This window comes from Streptomyces sp. 891-h (assembly GCF_022760275.1).
Classification (GTDB): domain Bacteria; phylum Actinomycetota; class Actinomycetes; order Streptomycetales; family Streptomycetaceae; genus Streptomyces; species Streptomyces spirodelae.
The window spans coordinates 2,312,044-2,329,191 of record NZ_CP050693.1; the positions used below are offsets into that span (position 1 = coordinate 2,312,044).

19 protein-coding genes are annotated in these 17,148 nt (G+C 70.4%); 3 read left to right on the plus strand and 16 right to left on the minus strand.

Annotation, left to right across the window (positions count from 1 at the left end; all coding sequences use genetic code 11):
* Window positions 1–14: 14 nt before the first annotated feature.
* Window positions 15–866 (plus strand): hypothetical protein, encoded by an 852-nt coding sequence (locus HC362_RS09710; protein ID WP_243083505.1) that lies wholly within the window; start codon window positions 15–17, stop codon window positions 864–866.
* Between the two features lie 36 nt (window positions 867–902).
* Here the strand turns inward: HC362_RS09710 and aac(3) are convergent, their stop codons facing one another.
* Both aac(3) and HC362_RS09720 read right to left on the minus strand, forming a co-directional pair.
* On the minus strand, window positions 903–1,754 hold the full coding sequence (aac(3), locus tag HC362_RS09715; protein WP_243083507.1) for an aminoglycoside 3-N-acetyltransferase: 852 nt from the start codon (window positions 1,752–1,754) through the stop codon (window positions 903–905).
* A 39-nt stretch (window positions 1,755–1,793) separates the two neighbouring features.
* On the minus strand, window positions 1,794–2,435 hold the full coding sequence (locus tag HC362_RS09720) for a hypothetical protein (RefSeq protein ID WP_243083509.1): 642 nt from the start codon (window positions 2,433–2,435) through the stop codon (window positions 1,794–1,796).
* A 250-nt stretch (window positions 2,436–2,685) separates the two neighbouring features.
* Between HC362_RS09720 and HC362_RS09725 the strand changes: the two genes are divergently transcribed.
* Window positions 2,686–4,017 (plus strand): histidine kinase, encoded by a 1,332-nt coding sequence (locus HC362_RS09725; RefSeq protein WP_243083510.1) that lies wholly within the window; start codon window positions 2,686–2,688, stop codon window positions 4,015–4,017.
* Window positions 4,014–4,700 carry a response regulator transcription factor gene (locus tag HC362_RS09730; RefSeq protein WP_243083511.1) on the plus strand — a complete coding sequence of 229 codons (687 nt, stop codon included), beginning with the start codon at window positions 4,014–4,016 and terminating at the stop codon, window positions 4,698–4,700. Before HC362_RS09725 ends, HC362_RS09730 begins: the two co-directional genes overlap by 4 nt.
* 52 nt (window positions 4,701–4,752) lie before the next feature.
* Here HC362_RS09730 and HC362_RS09735 read toward each other — a convergent pair whose 3' ends face one another.
* From HC362_RS09735 to prmC, 14 genes are all read right to left on the minus strand, one after another.
* On the minus strand, window positions 4,753–5,211 hold the full coding sequence (locus HC362_RS09735) for a DUF2550 domain-containing protein (RefSeq protein ID WP_209264746.1): 459 nt from the start codon (window positions 5,209–5,211) through the stop codon (window positions 4,753–4,755).
* 149 nt (window positions 5,212–5,360) lie between these two features.
* Window positions 5,361–5,744: a F0F1 ATP synthase subunit epsilon gene (locus HC362_RS09740; RefSeq protein WP_243083512.1), complete on the minus strand. Its 384-nt coding sequence runs from the start codon at window positions 5,742–5,744 to the stop codon at window positions 5,361–5,363.
* Between the two features lie 163 nt (window positions 5,745–5,907).
* Window positions 5,908–7,350 (minus strand): F0F1 ATP synthase subunit beta, encoded by a 1,443-nt coding sequence (gene atpD, locus HC362_RS09745; RefSeq protein WP_209264583.1) that lies wholly within the window; start codon window positions 7,348–7,350, stop codon window positions 5,908–5,910.
* Window positions 7,351–7,352: 2 nt separating this feature from the next.
* Window positions 7,353–8,291, minus strand: coding sequence for a F0F1 ATP synthase subunit gamma (locus HC362_RS09750; protein WP_243083513.1), 939 nt, complete (start codon window positions 8,289–8,291; stop codon window positions 7,353–7,355).
* 2 nt (window positions 8,292–8,293) lie between these two features.
* Entirely contained in the window at window positions 8,294–9,865 is a 1,572-nt protein-coding gene (gene atpA / locus HC362_RS09755) for a F0F1 ATP synthase subunit alpha (RefSeq protein WP_243083514.1), read from the minus strand.
* Between the two features lie 156 nt (window positions 9,866–10,021).
* Window positions 10,022–10,837: a F0F1 ATP synthase subunit delta gene (locus tag HC362_RS09760; protein WP_243083515.1), complete on the minus strand. Its 816-nt coding sequence runs from the start codon at window positions 10,835–10,837 to the stop codon at window positions 10,022–10,024.
* Window positions 10,834–11,397, minus strand: coding sequence for a F0F1 ATP synthase subunit B (locus tag HC362_RS09765; RefSeq protein ID WP_209239159.1), 564 nt, complete (start codon window positions 11,395–11,397; stop codon window positions 10,834–10,836). Before HC362_RS09765 ends, HC362_RS09760 begins: the two co-directional genes overlap by 4 nt.
* 42 nt (window positions 11,398–11,439) lie before the next feature.
* Window positions 11,440–11,694, minus strand: coding sequence for an ATP synthase F0 subunit C (gene atpE, locus HC362_RS09770; RefSeq protein ID WP_243083516.1), 255 nt, complete (start codon window positions 11,692–11,694; stop codon window positions 11,440–11,442).
* A 78-nt stretch (window positions 11,695–11,772) separates the two neighbouring features.
* Window positions 11,773–12,600, minus strand: a complete 828-nt coding sequence (gene atpB / locus HC362_RS09775; protein WP_243083517.1) for a F0F1 ATP synthase subunit A — start codon at window positions 12,598–12,600, stop codon at window positions 11,773–11,775.
* A 221-nt stretch (window positions 12,601–12,821) separates the two neighbouring features.
* The gene (locus HC362_RS09780) at window positions 12,822–13,247 is read right to left on the minus strand and encodes a hypothetical protein (protein ID WP_209264576.1); all 426 of its coding nucleotides are present in this window, start codon (window positions 13,245–13,247) and stop codon (window positions 12,822–12,824) included.
* Window positions 13,248–13,513: 266 nt separating this feature from the next.
* Window positions 13,514–14,866 carry an MraY family glycosyltransferase gene (locus tag HC362_RS09785; RefSeq protein ID WP_243083519.1) on the minus strand — a complete coding sequence of 451 codons (1,353 nt, stop codon included), beginning with the start codon at window positions 14,864–14,866 and terminating at the stop codon, window positions 13,514–13,516.
* A gap of 112 nt (window positions 14,867–14,978) precedes the next feature.
* Entirely contained in the window at window positions 14,979–15,641 is a 663-nt protein-coding gene (locus tag HC362_RS09790) for a protein-tyrosine-phosphatase (RefSeq protein WP_243083521.1), read from the minus strand.
* Window positions 15,641–16,288 (minus strand): L-threonylcarbamoyladenylate synthase, encoded by a 648-nt coding sequence (locus HC362_RS09795; RefSeq protein WP_209264574.1) that lies wholly within the window; start codon window positions 16,286–16,288, stop codon window positions 15,641–15,643. The genes HC362_RS09790 and HC362_RS09795 overlap by 1 nt, the downstream gene beginning before the upstream one ends.
* Window positions 16,288–17,133 (minus strand): peptide chain release factor N(5)-glutamine methyltransferase, encoded by an 846-nt coding sequence (prmC, locus tag HC362_RS09800; protein WP_099884256.1) that lies wholly within the window; start codon window positions 17,131–17,133, stop codon window positions 16,288–16,290. Before prmC ends, HC362_RS09795 begins: the two co-directional genes overlap by 1 nt.
* Window positions 17,134–17,148 lie beyond the last annotated feature (15 nt).

The window sequence follows — 17,148 nt, forward strand, 5'->3', positions numbered from 1 at the left end:
GTACTGTGCCGCGCATGGCGATACCGGGGGCCCAGCCACAGCAGCCGTACGCACAGCAGCCCACCTCCACCGCGACACCCGCGTACCAGTTCAACCCGTACGCGCAGCCGCAGACTCCGCCGCCCGGCCCGCCAGGGCCGCCCGGACCGCCGCCGGGCGGGCCGGTGCGCGGCGGCGGGCCACGCTGGCTGTGGGCGCTGGGCGGCGTGGTGGTCGCCTCGGTCACCTGGGCCGCGACGCTGATGGCCACCGGCGCGCTGGACAAGGGCGCCTCCGACTCGGCCGAGGCCGACTTCAAGGGCTACCGCTTCCACCACGACATGTGCGAGACGGCGAAGCTCGAGTCCTTCCAGCAGGAATACCGGATCCAGGAGTCCTCCTCGGACAGTCCGGACGGCTACTCCTCGCGGCAGAAGGGCCTCGACATCAGCCGATGCAGCCGCACACTGATCGAGCACGGCGAGACCTCGAAGACGCCCCCGACCACCTACGTCTCGACCACGGTGACCTGGCACAAGAAGAGTGACCCCGCGCCCGAGTTCGCCTCCGAGCAGCGGACGTGGGAGGACCAGGAGTCCGGCACGTACCAGTACGAGGTCTCCCCCGTCGACGGCTTCGGTGACGAGGCGTACCTGATCAAGGAGCAGCGCGGCGACAGCCTGGGCAGGCTCATGCTGGAGGTGCGTGCCGGGTGGATGACGTACGAGATGAGCTGGAGCTGGTTCGGCGGCGGCATCGACGAGGACTTCGAGCCGCCGTCCGAATCCACCGTCGCGGGCTGGATGAAGAAGGACACCCGCGCGACGCTGGAGGCACTGAAGCAGCCGGACTCCAAGGAGGCTCCCGGCCGCGACCCCGGCGCGTGACGGTCCGCCGCCGCCCCGGAACCGCGGAAGGACCCGCTACGCCGCGGTGATGTTCCGCTCGATCCACTCCACTCCGAAGCGCACCAGCTCAGGCGCCTCGAACAGGTGGCACTCGGCAGCGCCGACCCGACCGCGCAGGCCGACACCCGCGGCGAGCGCCTCCCGCGCGATGACGGTGAAGGGCCAGACGCCCTCGGGAACGACCTGGCCGTAGTCGAACGCCTCGTCCTCGGTGTCGATGTCCCAGTACCGCTGCCACACACGGTCGCCCTCGGCGTCCAGCACCGGGACCTCGTAGGTCAGATGACGCTTGCCGGGGGCCTGGGCCAGCGCCTCGGCGTGGTGCAGGACCGTGAGCGTGTCCAGCGGCGCACCCAGCAGCAGGACCCGGCCACCGGCGGCGACGAGCCTGCCCAGTGGCCCGCCCGCGCCGTACGGGTCGTCCCAGGGGACCGCGTCGATCAGCGCCTGCGCCCGGGCGCCCAGCGCCGCGAAGCTGTCGGGGTGCCGGGTGCGCAGCGCCCCGGGCAGCCGCCGCAGGGCCTCGGGGAGGCGGCCGTTGTCGTGCGTGCCCTCGCTCAGCCCGGGGTCGTAGGCGGGGTGTTCGGCCCGCACGGCCTCCTGCCAGGGCGCGGGCCAGTCGGTGAAGTCGTACGGCGGCGCGTCGTTCCAGCCGCTGTAGACCAGCAACGTGCCTTCCTCGCCGAGCACCTCGCGCAGTGCCGAGATGACAGTGAGCGGGCCTCCCGGCACATAGCCGAGCGCCGAGAGCGCGGTGTGGAACATCAGCGTGTCACCGGGCCGCAGCCCCAGCGCGGTCAGCTCCCGCACCAGCCTGCTGTGGGTGACGGGTCCCTGGGAGCGTTCCATCAGCACGCGTTCGTCCATACGGCGAGCGTACGAGGACCGCCGCCGCCCGGCCGCCGATTATTTCCGGACAGCTGTTGTCCCGGCATCCCCGGGCTGCTCGGGCTGCTTCAGCTCCTCGGGCTGCTTCGGCTGCTTCGGCTGCTTCGGCTGCTTCGGCTGCTTCGGCTGCTTCGGCTGCTTCGGCCACACCGTGTAGCTCACCGCGATCAGCAGGCAGATGACGGCCACCATTCCCATCCGCTGCTGCCATGCCCGCAGCGGCTCGCTCTGCTCTCCCCCGCCCACGTACCAGATCGCGGCCTGGAGCAGCGCGGCAGCGATGGCGGCGCCACCGATGCCCCGCGCGCCCATCTTCCACTCGTGCACCGCCCGCGCGGTCCCGTAGCGGGGCGGCCCGGCCGGGCGCGGGCCCTTGCCGAGCAGGTGCAGGGCGTGGCCGTCCGCCCACTTGACCATGTAGTGCCCGTGCGTCGCGGTGAACCCGATGTAGACGGCGGCCAGTCCGTGCTTCCAGTCGGGCTCGGCGCCGTTCTTCAGGTCGACGGCGGTCACGATCAGCAGGACGACCTCCAGCAGCGGCTCGCACAGCAGGACCGCCGCACCGGTGCGTGGCATCCGCGCGAGGTAGCGCAGCGCGAGGCCCACCGCGAGCAGCACCCAGAAGCCCACCTCGCAGGCGATGATCAGTGTCACGATCATGAACGAACGCCCTCCTGGCGTATCCCCCGGCAGGGGTGATGGCGAACAGCTGCCGGCCGCCCCGCCCTCCCCCCGTGGCGGACGCGGCGACCGGCTACCCCTCCAACCCTGCCGCCCGGGGCCCTGCCGGGCGTCGTCGTCCCAGACGATTCGCACCGCGGCCGACTGCATCGAAAGATGCAGTGGCCCAGCGCGGCCGATCAGCCGGGCGAGTGACAGTCCCGCTCTGCCGGCCCGGGAGAATGAAGCCATGCCCGTCGCCGCTGCCGTAAAGCCCGCACCCACGCGGTGCGGGCTGCGCGCTGTGCGCCCGTCGGCGGACGACGGGCTGATCGCGTTCACCGGTGCGGCGGGCGGCCTGCTGCTGTGGTGGTTCGACCTGGGGAGCTCGCCGCTGTGGAAGGCTGCTCCGGGCTGGCTGGCGCTGGTGCCGCTGGGCATGATGTGCGTGGCCTCGCTGCTGCGGTCCACCGGGCAGCCGTACGCGCTGCTGCTGGGCGTGGCGGCCGAGGCGGCCGACCTGGCGGCGGGCTCGCTGCTGGCGACCATGGTGCTGTTCACCGACGTGCTCTACGCGGCCGTGCTGTACGGCTCGCCCCGGCTCTCCCGGGCGGTACTGCGCTCCTCGGTGGCGGTCACCGTGCTCGTCGCGGCCGGGCTGCTGGTCGTCTTCCAGGAACCCGAGATGCTGCTGCTCGGCGCCGCCTGCGCCGGCGTGCTGCTGGTCCCGACCACCTCCGGTGAGATGATCCGCAACCACCGCGACAAGGCGGCCGTCGAGCGGCAGCGGGCCGAGCAGACGGCGCTCCTCGCGGAAATGGACCGCAAGCAGGCGGTCGACGCCGAACGCGCACGGATGGCGCGGGAGCTGCACGACGTCGTCGCCAACCACCTCTCGGCCATCGCCATCCACTCCTCGGCGGCGCTCTCCTTTCCCGAGCCGCAGCACAGCGACGGGGCCACCCGCGAAGCACTGGGCGTCATCCGCGAGAACAGCGTCCAGGGGCTGGCCGAGATGCGCCGCCTCATCGGACTGCTGCGCAATGCGAGCGGCCGCGAGGAGCCGGCCGCGACGCCGTCCCTCGACGGGCTCGAAGCGCTGCTGGCGCGCGCCCGGGCGATGGCGGGCGACGGCCGCACCTTCACGCTGACGGATCTGCGTGCCAAGGAGGAGCGGCTGCCCGCACCGGTGGAGCTGGCGGCCTACCGCGTCGTCCAGGAGGCCGTCACCAACGCGCTGAAGCACGCGGCTCCCGGCGCCGTCACCGTGGAGCTCCACCGCGACGCCGTACGCGCGGAGCTCCTCGGCATATGTGTCGCCAGCCCGCTGGACGGAGCACCGGTGGACGACGGCTCCCCGCGGGCGCCCGGGGCCGGGGCAGGGCTCGTCGGGATGCGGGAGCGGGTGGAGCTGCTGGACGGCGAGCTGACGGTGGGGCCGACTACGGGCCCTGGCGGCGAGCGGATCTGGCGCGTCCACGCGGTGCTGCCCGCACCGCACGAGCCGGACCGGCCGGAGGGCCGGCACGAGAACAGGCAAGAACATGACAGCCGGCGGGAGAAGAGGGAGACGGAGCCGTGACAACTTCCCGGACCATCCGCGTGCTGGTCGCCGAGGACCAGCACGCCGTACGCACGGGGATCGTGCTCATCCTCCGCAACGCTCCCGATGTCGAGGTGGTCGGTGAGGCGGGCGACGGCGAGGAGGCCCTACGGCTCGCCCGGGAGCTGCGGCCCGACGTGGTGCTGATGGACATCCAGATGCCCCGCGTCGACGGGGTGACGGCCACCCGGCAGATCACCGGCGACCGTCTCGCCGATGTGCTGGTGCTCACCACATTCGACCTCGACGAGTACGTCTTCGGCGCCCTGCGCGCGGGCGCCGCGGGCTTCCTGCTCAAGGACAGCGAGGCGGCGGCAGTGGTCGACGCGGTCCGTACGGTCGCACGCGGCGAAGGCATGATCGCACCCGCCGTGACCCGCCGCCTGATCGCCGAGTTCGCGGGGCCCGCGGCCCCGGACCGGTCCGGGGCCGCGCGTGCTGCCGCGGAGCCGCCGACCGGGCTGGCGGACCTCACGCGCCGGGAGCGGGAGGTGCTCGGCTGCCTGGGCGTGGGGCTGTCGAACGCCGAGATCGCCGCCCGCCTCGCCATGGCAGAGGGCACCGTGAAGACCCACGTCAGCAGGCTGCTGGGCAAGCTGGAGCTGCGCAGCCGCACCCAGGCCGCCGTACTGGCGCAGGAGTGGGGGATCACGGCGCCGTGAGGGGACCGCGGCGCCGGGACGCGGGTCGGCCGCGTCCCGTCGGCCGGGGAACCTAGGCCACGTTCACCCGCTGGCCGGGCGGCGCCGCCTCCAGCCAGGCGAGGAAGCCGGTGAGGGCGTCCTCGCTCAGGGCGAGCTCGACGCGGAGCCGCTCGGGGCCCACGGCACACGCCAGCACCACGGCGTCCGAGAGCAGCGCCTGCTCCTCCTCGCCGCGCGGGGAACGCCGCTCGAGAACGTCAATGGCCCCGCGCACCAGATGGCGGCGGGGCCTGGGGGCATAGGAGAAGACGCGGAACCATTCGATGCGGTCCCCGTTGTAGCGGGCGATGCCGTACGCCCAGCCTTTCCCTTTGGGGTCGGCCGCCTCGGCTTCGGAGACCGCCCAGCGCAGATTGCAGTCGAACGTGCCGCCGGACCGCTGGATGAGCCGCCGGCGTACCCCGAAGGCGAAGAGTCCCGCCATCACCAGCAGGACGACCACGCCGCACAGCAGCAGAGCGAGGACCATCTTCACCGACCTCCTCGCTTGCTCCGGGACCTGCCGCGCGACAAGTCTCTCAAACCCTGCTGTATGGCTTCAGCCGCGGGCGGGCCCGGAAGATTCCGGGACCGCCCGCGGCTGAGGGTCGTCGTGCGCCGGGTGTGACGCGACAAACGTCAGCGTGCGGCCGTCACCGCTCGCAGCCGGACGTCGGCGCGCTTCTCGGCGTCCTCGTCGGCCTTGGACTTGGCCTGCTCCAGCGCGCGCTCGGCGCGTTCGACATCGATCTCGTCGGTCAGCTCCGCGATCTCGGCGAGCAGCGAGAGCTGGTTGTCGGCGAAGGAGATGAACCCGCCGTGCACCGCGGCGACGACGGTGCCGTTGCCGCTCTCACCCGTCGTGCGGATGGTGACCGGGCCGGACTCCAGCACGCCGAGCAGCGGCTGGTGGCCGGGCATGACACCGATATCACCCGAGGAGGTACGCGCGACGACCAGGCTGGCCTCGCCCGACCAGACCTTGCGGTCGGCGGCGACCAACTCGACGTGCAGCTCAGCCACTGTGGCTCCTCAGACTGGGATGGGGAAAGGATAAGGGGTGCGGCGCGGGGGCTGGTACTCGTACCCGCCCCCGCCGCGGTGCACAACCGGCGCACATCCGCGCACGGCCGGTGCGACCGCGCGCGGAGGCGCGAGCAGAGCGCCGGGGTTCCGGAGTCCGGCGTCAGGAGACGCCGAGCTCCTTCGCCTTGGCCTTGAGGTCGTCGAGGCCACCGCACATGAAGAACGCCTGCTCGGGGAAGTGGTCGTACTCACCGTCGGCGATCGCGTTGAAGGCCGCGATCGACTCGTCCAGCGGAACGTCCGATCCGTCGAGACCGGTGAACTGCTTCGCCGCGTGGGTGTTCTGCGACAGGAAGCGCTCGATACGGCGGGCGCGGGACACCGTGAGCTTGTCCTCCTCGGACAGCTCGTCGATGCCGAGGATGGAGATGATGTCCTGCAGATCCTTGTACTTCTGCAGGATCCCCTTGACGCGCTCGGCGCAGTCGTAGTGCTCCTGGGAGACGAAGCGCGGGTCCAGAATCCGGGAGGTGGAGTCCAGCGGGTCCACCGCCGGGTAGATGCCCTTCTCCGAGATCGGACGCGAGAGCACCGTGGTGGCGTCCAGGTGCGCGAACGTCGTCGCCGGGGCCGGGTCGGTGAGGTCGTCGGCGGGCACGTAGATCGCCTGCATCGAGGTGATGGAGTGACCGCGGGTCGAGGTGATGCGCTCCTGGAGCACACCCATCTCGTCCGCCAGGTTCGGCTGGTAGCCCACCGCGGAGGGCATCCGGCCGAGCAGGGTGGAGACCTCGGAGCCTGCCTGGGTGAAGCGGAAGATGTTGTCGATGAAGAACAGCACGTCCTGCTTCTGCACATCGCGGAAGTACTCCGCCATGGTCAGACCGGCCAGCGCGACCCTCAGACGCGTCCCCGGGGGCTCGTCCATCTGACCGAAGACCAGCGCGGTCTGCGGGAGCACGCCGGAGTCGGCCATCTCCTCGATCAGGTCGTTGCCCTCACGGGTGCGCTCGCCGACACCGGCGAACACGGAAACGCCCTCGTGCAGCTTGGCCACACGCATGATCATTTCCTGGATGAGGACGGTCTTGCCGACGCCCGCGCCGCCGAACAGGCCGATCTTTCCGCCCTTGACGTACGGGGTCAGCAGGTCGACGACCTTCAGACCGGTCTCGAACATCTCGGTCTTGGACTCGAGCTGGTCGAAGGCGGGGGCCTTGCGGTGGATGGACCACCGCTCGGTCACCTCGGACTCGGCCTCCGGCTCGTTCAGGATCCTGCCGAGGGTGTTGAAGACCCGGCCCTTGGTGACGTCACCGACGGGCACCGTGATGCCCGCGCCGGTGTCGGTCACCGGGGCCTGGCGGACCAGACCGTCGGTCGGCTCCATGGAGATGGCGCGGACCAGCCCCTCACCGAGGTGCTGTGCCACCTCAAGGGTGAGGGTCTTCTTCTTGCCGTCCTCGGCCGGGTCGAGCACCTCGACCGTCAGCGCCTGGTAGATGTCCGGCATGGCGTCGACGGGGAACTCCACGTCGACGACCGGGCCGATGACCCGGGCTACGCGGCCCGTCGCAGCGGCCGTCTCAACTGTGGTGGTCATGGTTAGCGGTCACTCCCCGCGTTAGCGTCAGCCAGCGCGCTCGCCCCACCGACGATCTCGCTGATTTCCTGGGTGATGTCGGCCTGGCGGGCCGCGTTGGCAAGCCGCGTCAGCGACTTGATGAGCTCTTCGGCGTTGTCGGTCGCGGACTTCATCGCCCGGCGGGTGGCGGCGTGCTTGGAGGCCGCCGCCTGGAGCAGGGCGTTGTAGACGCGCGACTCGACGTACCGCGGCAGCAGCGCGTCCAGCACGTCCTCGGCCGACGGCTCGAAGTCGTACAGCGGCATGACCGCGGCACCGCCCTTGGCGGCGCCGTCGCCCACGCCGAGCGACTCGGTGCCCTTGTCGAAGGAGAGCGGCAGCATCCGGGCGTCCACCGCGGTCTGCGTCATCATCGAGACGAACTCGGTGTAGACGATGTGCAGCTCGTCCGCACCGCCCTCGGCGGACTCGGCCCGCACCGCCTCGATCAGCGGCGCGGCCACGGCCTTCGCGTCGGCGTAGGTCGGGTTGTCGGTGAAGCCGGTGAACGACTCCTTGACGGGCCGGTTGCGGAAGCCGTAGTAGGCCACGCCCTTGGTGCCGACGATGTAGCTGTCGACCTCCTTGCCCTCGGCGGCCAGCCGGGTGTTCAGCTGCTCGGCCGCCTTGATGGCGTTGGAGTTGTAGCCGCCGGCCAGACCGCGGTCGCTCGTGATGAGCAGCACCGCAGCCCGCTTGGGCTGCTCGGTCTCGGTCAGCAGCGGGTGCTTGGCGTCGGAACCCTGCGCGACGGCGGTGACCGCACGGGTCAGCTCCTTCGCGTACGGCTCGGACGCTGCCACCTTGCGCTGCGCCTTGATGATGCGCGAGGCGGCGATCATCTCCATCGCCCGGGTGATCTTCTTGGTCGCAGAGACGGACTTGATCCGCCGCTTGTAGACCCTGAGCTGGGCACCCATGCTCAGCCCTCGCCCAGCAGCTTGCCGTCCGAGGTCTCGAACTGCGTCTTGAACTTGTCGACCGCGTCGCTCAGGGCCTGGATGGTGTCGTCCGACATCTTCGCGCCCTCGCGGATGCCGGTCATCAGGGCCTGCTCGTCGCGGTGCATGTAGTCCAGCAGCTCGCGCTCGAAGCGCCGGATGTCCTCGACCGGAACGTCGTCCATCTTGCCGTTGGTGCCGGACCAGATGGCCACGACCTGGTCCTCGGTGGCGAACGGCTGGTACTGCGGCTGCTTGAGCAGCTCGACCATCCGCTTACCGCGCTCGAGGGCCGCCTTCGAGGCGTCGTCCAGGTCGGAACCGAAGGCGGCAAACGCCTCCAGCTCGCGGTACTGGGCCAGGTCCACACGGAGCGAACCGGTGATCTGGCGGACGGCCCTGTGCTGGGCCGAGCCACCGACACGGGAGACGGAGATACCGACGTTCAGCGCCGGGCGCTGGCCCGCGTTGAACAGGTCGGACTCCAGGAAGCACTGGCCGTCGGTGATGGAGATGACGTTGGTCGGAATGAACGCCGAGACGTCGTTGGCCTTCGTCTCGACGATCGGCAGACCGGTCATCGAGCCCTTGCCCATCTCGTCGGAGAGCTTCGCGCAGCGCTCCAGCAGCCGGGAGTGCAGGTAGAAGACGTCGCCGGGGTAGGCCTCACGGCCCGGCGGGCGGCGCAGCAGCAGCGAGACGGCGCGGTAGGCGTCGGCCTGCTTGGACAGGTCGTCGAAGACGACCAGCACGTGCTTGCCCTGGTACATCCAGTGCTGGCCGATGGCCGAGCCGGTGTAGGGGGCGATGTACTTGAAGCCGGCCGGGTCGGAGGCCGGGGCCGCGACGATGGTCGTGTACTCCAGCGCACCGGCCTCCTCCAGCGCACCGCGCACGGAGGCGATGGTGGAGCCCTTCTGGCCGACGGCGACGTAGATGCAGCGGACCTGCTTGTCCGGGTCGCCCGAGCGCCAGTTGTCGCGCTGGTTGATGATCGTGTCGACGCACAGCGCGGTCTTGCCGGTCTGGCGGTCACCGATGATCAGCTGGCGCTGACCGCGGCCGATCGGGGTCATGGTGTCGACGGCCTTGTAGCCGGTCTCCATCGGCTCGTGCACCGACTTGCGCTGCATCACCGTGGGGGCCTGCAGCTCCAGGGCGCGACGGCCCTCGGGCTCGATCTCGCCGAGGCCGTCGACCGGGGCACCCAGCGGGTCGACGACGCGGCCGAGGTAGCCGTCGCCGACCGGAACAGAGAGGACCTCGCCGGTCCGCTGCACCGACTGGCCCTCTTCGATGCCGCTGAACTCACCGAGGATGACCGCACCGATCTCGCGCTCCTCGAGGTTGAGGGCGAGGCCGAGGGTGCCGTCCTCGAACTTCAGCAGCTCGTTCGCCATGGCCGAGGGCAGCCCCTCGACCTTCGCGATGCCATCGCTGGCAGCGCTGACCGTACCGACCTCTTCGCGCGAGGCCGCGTCCGGCGTGTACGACTGGACAAAGTTCTCCAGCGCGTCCCGGATCTCATCCGGCCGGATCGTGAGCTCCGCCATCTGGGTTCCCTGCTCTCCTTGTTGGGCCCGTAAGTTCCTTCGGGCTCCGGGGGGTGACTCGGTGTTTCCCCCGACTCCCTTGTACGGCCCAACTCGGGCCGCGTTCGTGCTTGTTGAGTTGGTTGGCGCCGGGCGCCGGGTCCTGCCGCGCTCGCTTCAGCCCGCCATCCGCCGCTTGGCCTCGTCCAGCCGGTCGGCGACCGAGCCGTTGATGAGCTCGTCGCCCACCCGCACCGTGATCCCGCCGAGGACCTCGGGGTCCACGTCCAGGTTCAGGTGCACCTGGCGGCCGTACAGCTTGGCCAGCGCGGCACCCAGGCGCCGCTTCTGCTCGTCGCTGAGCGGCACCGCCGAGGTCACGACGGCGACCGAACGGTTCCGCCGCTCGGCTGCGAGCCGGGACAGTGCTTCGAGCCCACCATCCAGGCTACGTCCCCGCGGCTGAGTGACCAGCCGCGTGACCAGACGCTCGGTGGCCGGCCTGGCCCTGCCGCCCAGCAGCTGGTGCACCAGGGCGCGCTTGGCCTCGGGCTGAGCCGTGCGGCTGGCCAGCGCCGCACGCAGGTCGGGCGAGGAGGCAGCGGTCCGCCCGAAGCGGAACAGCTCGTCCTCGACGTCGTCCAGCGAGCCGTCACGCTCGGCCGCCACCAGGTCGGCCAGGTCGGCCAGCTCCTCGACGGCGTCGACCAGGTCACGCGGGGCCGACCAGCGGGAGCGGACCATCCCGGAGACCAGGTCGGCGGCCGGGCCGCTGAGCTGACCGCCGAGGATCCGCTGCACCAGCGATGCCTTGGCCTCGCCGTCCTTCGCCGGGTCGGTGAGGACCCGGCGAAGCGAGACCTCGCGCTCCAGGAGCGCGGTGACGGCGGCGAGCTCGTCGGCGAGAGCCGCGGCGTCGGCCGACGTGGAGTCGGTCAGCGCGGTGAGGCTCTCGCGCGCGGCGGCAAGCGCCTGGCGGCTCGCTCCATTCATCGGGCGGCTCCGCTGGCGTCGGCCTCGGCAGCCTCTTCGAGCCCGTCGAGGAAGCGGTCGATGACACGGCTCTGCCGGGCGTGGTCCTCAAGGGACTCGCCGACGAGCTTGCCGGCCAGGTCGGTGGCGAGCTTGCCCACGTCCTGGCGGAGCGTGGCCGCGGCCTGCTTGCGGTCGGCCTCGACCTGGGCGTGGCCGGCGGCGATGATCTCCTCACGCTGCCGCTGGCCCTCGGCGCGCATCTCGGCGATGAGCGCGGCGCCCTGTTCCTGGGCCTCGGCACGCAGCCGGGCAGCCTCGTGGCGGGCCTCGGCGAGCTGGTCCTTGTACTGCTGGAGTACGTCGGCAGCTTCCTGCTGAGCCGCCTCGGCCTTCTCGATGCCGCCCTCAATGGCTTCACGACGCTCTTCCAGCACCTTGTTGATGCTCGGAAGGAGCTTCTTCCACAGGAAGAAGAAGACGATGGCGAATGCGATCAGGCCGATGACGAACTCTGGAATCGGCGGGATGAGCGGGTTCTGCGGAACCTCGGTCTCCGCCATGTTTACCAGGGCGTTCACGTCAGTGCCTTCCGTCGGAAATGGGTTCGTTCGCTCGGTGCGTCAGGAGCGGAAGATGAAGCCCATGACGATGCCGATGAGGGCCAGCGCCTCACAGAAGGCGAAGCCGAGGATCTGGTTCTGACGGATCAGACCGGCGGCCTCGGGCTGGCGGGCCAGCGCCTGGGTGCCGTTACCGAACACGATGCCGACGCCGATGCCGGGGCCGATGGCGGCGAGACCGTAACCGACGGAACCGAGGTTGCCGGTGACGCCTTCGGAGGCGGCGAGGTTGACCATGTCGAGAGCAGCGGACATGCCGTTACTTCCTTCTCTGTACGGACCGGCGGGGGTTGGCCGCCGGACAGCTTGGGGGTGTGCGGGATACGGGCTTGCTCAGTGTTCCTCGACGAGCGCGCCCTGGATGTAGGAGCAGGTCAGCAGGACGAACACATACGCCTGGATGACCTGGATGAACAGCTCGAAGGCGATCATCACGATGGTCATGATGAAGGACACGGCCGAGTAGGCGATCCCGATGCCGTTGAGCATGTACCAGGTCGCGATGGTGAACAGCGCCACCAGCATGTGACCGGCGAACATGTTGGCGAAGAGCCGGACCGAGTGCGTGAAGGGGCGCACGATCAGGGTCGAGAAGAACTCGATGACCACGACCATCGGCAGCACCCCGCCGAGCGACTTGTCGTAGCCGGTGAAGTTCTTGAAGGCGCCGACGAAACCGTGCCGCTTGAAGGTGAGCGAGACCCAGGTGATGTAGACGACCAGCGCGAGACCGAGCGGGATCGAGAAGATCGACGTGACGGGGAACTGCGCGAGCGGGATGACCGCCCACAGGTTCATCACCCACACGAAGAAGAAGAGGGCGACGACGAAGGGGACGTACTTCTCGCCCTCCTTCTTGCCGATCGTCTCGTAGACCACTCCGCGACGGATGAAGTCGTAGCCGGCCTCGCCGATCATCTGCAGTTTGCCGGGCACCACCTTGGGCCTGTTGAAGGCGGCCCAGAAGAACCAGACGATGGCGAGCGTGCCCACGAGGGCGAGCAGGATCGGCTTGTTGAAGTCGAATCCGCCGATGCTGAACATCGGCTCGAAGACGAACGAGTGGAGCCCTGGAGCCTCGAAGCCGCAGCCACTGAAAAGGTGGCAGTCGGTCTCAAAGGCGAGCATCTGGTCAGCACTCACCGCGGGCTCCTTCTGCATGGCGCATGAAAACGGCTACCTCGTTGTGTCGGCGCGGCGTGCGGCCACGGAACGGCACTGGTCTTGGTCTTACGAATCGGGGGCGGCGGCTGATCAGGAGGCGGGAGTGTCCGTTCCGTCCCGTGGATTCCGGAACCGGGTGGAACTCCGCCGTCCCCGTCTGCTGCGCCGCAGTTGGCAACGGACGATAGCAGTTGCTCGAACGAGCGCTTATCCCGCCCCTACGTGGCACTGGCCTTCTCACCGGAGCCGGAGGAGGGTTCCACGTACATGATCTTCGCCTTCAGATGCGCCCTGCCCTGCGCCGCGACCCATACGACGGTGGCGCCGAGCAGTGTGAACGCGAAGGTCGAGGTGTCGAAAAGGGTCGTATCCCGGAAGACCACCAGCACCACGAACAGCAGCAGAATCTGCGTCGTATACAACAGCAGGCCCATCGCCTGAAAGAGGTGCGGAAAGGAGCGGGCCGTCCGCTGGAGGACGTAAAGGCCGAGACCCATGAAGAGGATCACGACGAGCGCTCCGGCCGCGGCGCCGATGGCGCCCTTGCCTGAGGCGAACACGGCGCTGATCGCTGCGGCCACGGCACCGGCGAGGGCGGTCGGGACGGCGCAGTGCAGGAGCATGCGTGCGTCGTTCGACTGCATGTGGTGTGCTCCGGGAAATCGGGGGACGTGGGTCGTCGATGACGAGCGTAGCCCCGGCGTGGAGGACGGACCTCCCGGCAGAAGGGCCTGCGGGAGTGCGACACTTCGGCTGGCCACCGGGTTTCGTGAACGGTATCACAAACTATTTGATGAGGTCTTTACCTACTTGGTGTGCCCCCTGTCACACGCAGGTGTGACAGTACGCGTCCGTCGCTGACGGCGGCCGGTATGTCTGCTATTGGGCGATTCCTGGGCCATCGGCGCACTCAGTCATGGGTGTTGATCTTCTTCGGGCGGGTGAACTGCCGACGCTCCCCGACGGCCGTGGCACCGTTCAGCCCGGCCATCGCGGGCTCCAGCTCCGCCTCTTCGGCCGTCTCCCCCGTGGGCGCCGGGTCCTCACCGGGTCCCGGCGGGGTGGTGGCGGCCTCCGTCTCCTCCGCCTCCCGGCGCGCACGCCGGTACCGGGGCGGCAGCATCCGCTGGGCCCACGCGGGCACCCGGGGCGTGTAGCGCGGCAGCAGCAGCACCACCAGGCCCACAGCGCTCAACAGGACGATCGCCAGCACGATCGCCAGGCTGGAGGAGCGCACCGAGAAGGCCACGGCACCGAAGGCGATCAGCGCGGCCCAGAAGTACATGATCAGCACGGCACGGCTGTGCGAGTGCCCGATCTCCAGCAGCCGGTGGTGCAGATGCCCCCGGTCGGCCGCGAACGGCGAACGCCCGTTCCAGGTCCGCCGCACGATCGCCATCACGAGGTCGGCGACCGGGATGGCGATGATGCTCAGCGGCAGCAGCAGCGGCATGTAGAGCGGCACCATCGTGTGCACGGCGGACTTCACCGAACCGGTGTGCTCGACCATCACGTCCGGGTCCACCTGGCCGGTGATCGAGACCGCGCCCGCCGCCAGCACCAGGCCGATCAGCATGGAGCCGGAGTCGCCCATGAAGATCCGCGCCGGGTGCATGTTGTGCGGCAGGAAGCCCAGGCACATGCCCATCAGCACCGCGGCGAAGAGCGTGGCCGGGGCCGCCGCCTCGATGCCGTAGCCGTACCAGATGCGGTAGGCGTACATGAAGAACGCCACACCGGCGATGCACACCATGCCCGACGCCAGGCCGTCCAGCCCGTCCACGAAGTTGACCGCGTTGATGGTGACGACCACCAGCGCGACCGTGAGCAGCGTGCCCTGGAAGGGGGTGAGCGCGACATTGCCCACACCCGGCACCGGCAGCCACAGGATCGTCAGCCCCTGCAGCACCATCACACCGGCGGCGATCATCTGCCCGCCGAGCTTCACCAGCGCGTCGACGCCCCACTTGTCGTCCAGTACGCCGATCAGCCAGATCAGACCGGCGCCGGAGAGCAGCGCCCGGGGCTCGTCGGAAAGAGTGAACAGCTCGCCGATGTTGGTCAGTTGCGAGGCCACCAGCAGCCCGGCGCACAGCCCGCCGAACATCGCGATGCCGCCCAGTCGCGGGGTCGGCTCCCGGTGCACGTCCCTGGCCCGTACCGGCGGCATCGCGCCCGCCGCGATGGCGAACTTCCGCACCGGCCCGGTCAGCAGATAAGTGACCGCGGCCGTGACGCACAGCGTCAGCAGATATTCACGCACGGAACGGGCTCCCCAATGGTCTCGCGGGCTGTTCGCAGGCCCACCCGGGCGGGCCGATCAGGCCCACACCATAGGACACGCTCGCTCCCGCCCGCTGGTTCTGGCTGTGCTTCTACGTGTGCGCCGGGACCCCCGTCAACGCGGTCACCACCGGGTCCAGCGCGTTGCTGATCTCCTCGCCGACGCTGCGGAAGTACGGGATCGGCGCGCCGTACGGATCATAGATCTCGTCCGCCTCCGGGCTGGGCGCCAGCAGCCAGCCGCGCAGCGCGGCCGCCGCCTGGACCAGCGCGCGGGCGCGCTCCACCACGCCCTCGGGGCTGCCGGCGGCCGGCAGCGTCGCGGGGTCTATGGCCCGCACCAGCCGGGTGAACTCCTTGAGCGTAAAGGTGCGCAGGCCCGCGGAGTGGCCCATGGAGATCACCTGCGCCCGGTGGTCGCGGGTGGCCGTCAGCACCAGGTCGGCCCGGATCACATGCTCGTCCAGCAGCTCCCGGCCGGTGAAGTCCGAGGCGTCCGCGCCGTGTTCGAGCAGCACGGCAACCGCGTTCTCCTCCATCGGCGCGCCCTCGTGCCCCCAGGTGCCCGCGCTCTCGACCACGAGTCCGCCCATGCGGGCCTCCCCGAGCCGTTCGGCCAGGGCATGCCGGGTGAGCCGCTCGGTGATCGGCGAGCGGCACACGTTGCCTGTGGAGACGTGGAGGATACGGAACGCGCCGTCGGCGCCGCTTATGCCGCCGGCCTCGGCCGGCCCACGCCCGGGTGGGGCGGTCACTACGGGGCCACCTCCAGGCCCGGTACGACCTTGCGCAGCTCGTCGGCGTCGATCGCGCCCGAGCGCAGCAGTACGGGCACCGAGCCGGTGACGTCCACGATGGACGAGGGCACGCTGTCCGGCGTGGGGCCGCCGTCCAGGTAGACGGCGACCGACTCGCCCAGCATCTCCTGGGCCGCGTCGCAGTCCATCGGCGCCGGGTGCCCGGTCAGGTTCGCCGAGGAGACGGCCATCGGGCCGAACTCGGTCAGCAGCTCGATGGCGACCGGGTGCAGCGGCATCCGCACGGCCACCGTGCCATGGGTCTCCCCCAGGTCCCAGGTCAGCGACGGCTGGTGGCGCGCCACCAGGGTGAGGGCTCCGGGCCAGAAGGCGTCGACCAGCTCCCAGGCCGTCTCGGAGAAGTCCGTGACCAGGCCGTGCAGGGTGTTCGGGGAGCCCACCAGCACCGGCGAGGGCATACCGCGGCCACGGCCCTTGGCCTCCAGCAGGTCGCCGACCGCGTCGGAGCTGAACGCGTCGGCGCCGACGCCGTAGACGGTGTCCGTCGGCAGCACGACGAGTTCTCCGCGCCGGACGGCCGACGCCGCCTCACGCAGCCCGGTCGCGCGATCGGTCGCGTCGGAGCAGTCGTATCGCCGTGCCATTACGGCACCTCCCTGCGTGCGGTGGCAAAACGGGGCCGGTTGTTGAGGTCGGGGTGGTCCGCGGCGTCGGCCCAGCCGCGGTCCTCGGTGAAGATCCAGGGCACCTGCCCGCCCTGGGTGTCGGCGTGCTCGATGACCACGACGCCGCCCGGGCGCAGCAGCCGGTGCGCGGTGCGCTCCAGGCCCCGGATGACGTCCAGGCCGTCCTCGCCGGAGAACAGCGCGATCTGCGGATCGTGGTCGCGGGCCTCCGGCGCCACATACTCCCACTCGGTCAGGGGGATGTAGGGGGGATTGGAGATCACGAGGTCGACCTGGCCGTCCAGCTCGGTCAGCGCCGTGCGTGCGTCCCCCTGGTGCAGCGTCACCCGCGAGCCCTCGACGTTCTTGCGCGCCCACACCAGCGCCGCCTCGTCCAGCTCCACGGCGTGCACCCGGGAGCGGGGCACCTCCTGCGCCAGGGCGAGCGCGATGGCGCCGGAGCCGGTGCACAGGTCCACGATCAGCGGCTCGGCCACATCCATGGCCCGTACCGCGTCTATCGCCCAGCCGACCACGGACTCGGTCTCCGGACGGGGCACGAAGACCCCGGCTCCGACGTGCAGCTCCAGGTAGCGGAAGAAGGCCCGCCCGGTGATGTGCTGGAGCGGTTCGCGGGCCTCGCGGCGGGCCACCGCCTCCCAGTAGCGCGCGTCGAAGTCGGCGTCCGCGACGCGATGCAGCTCGCCCCGTGAGACACCGTGTACCCAGGCGGCCAGCTCCTCGGCGTCGAAGCGCGGCGAGGGCACGCCGGCGTCGGCCAGCCGCTGGGTGGCCTGCGCCACCTCGGCGAGCAGCACGTTCACTCCGTCCCCCTCCCG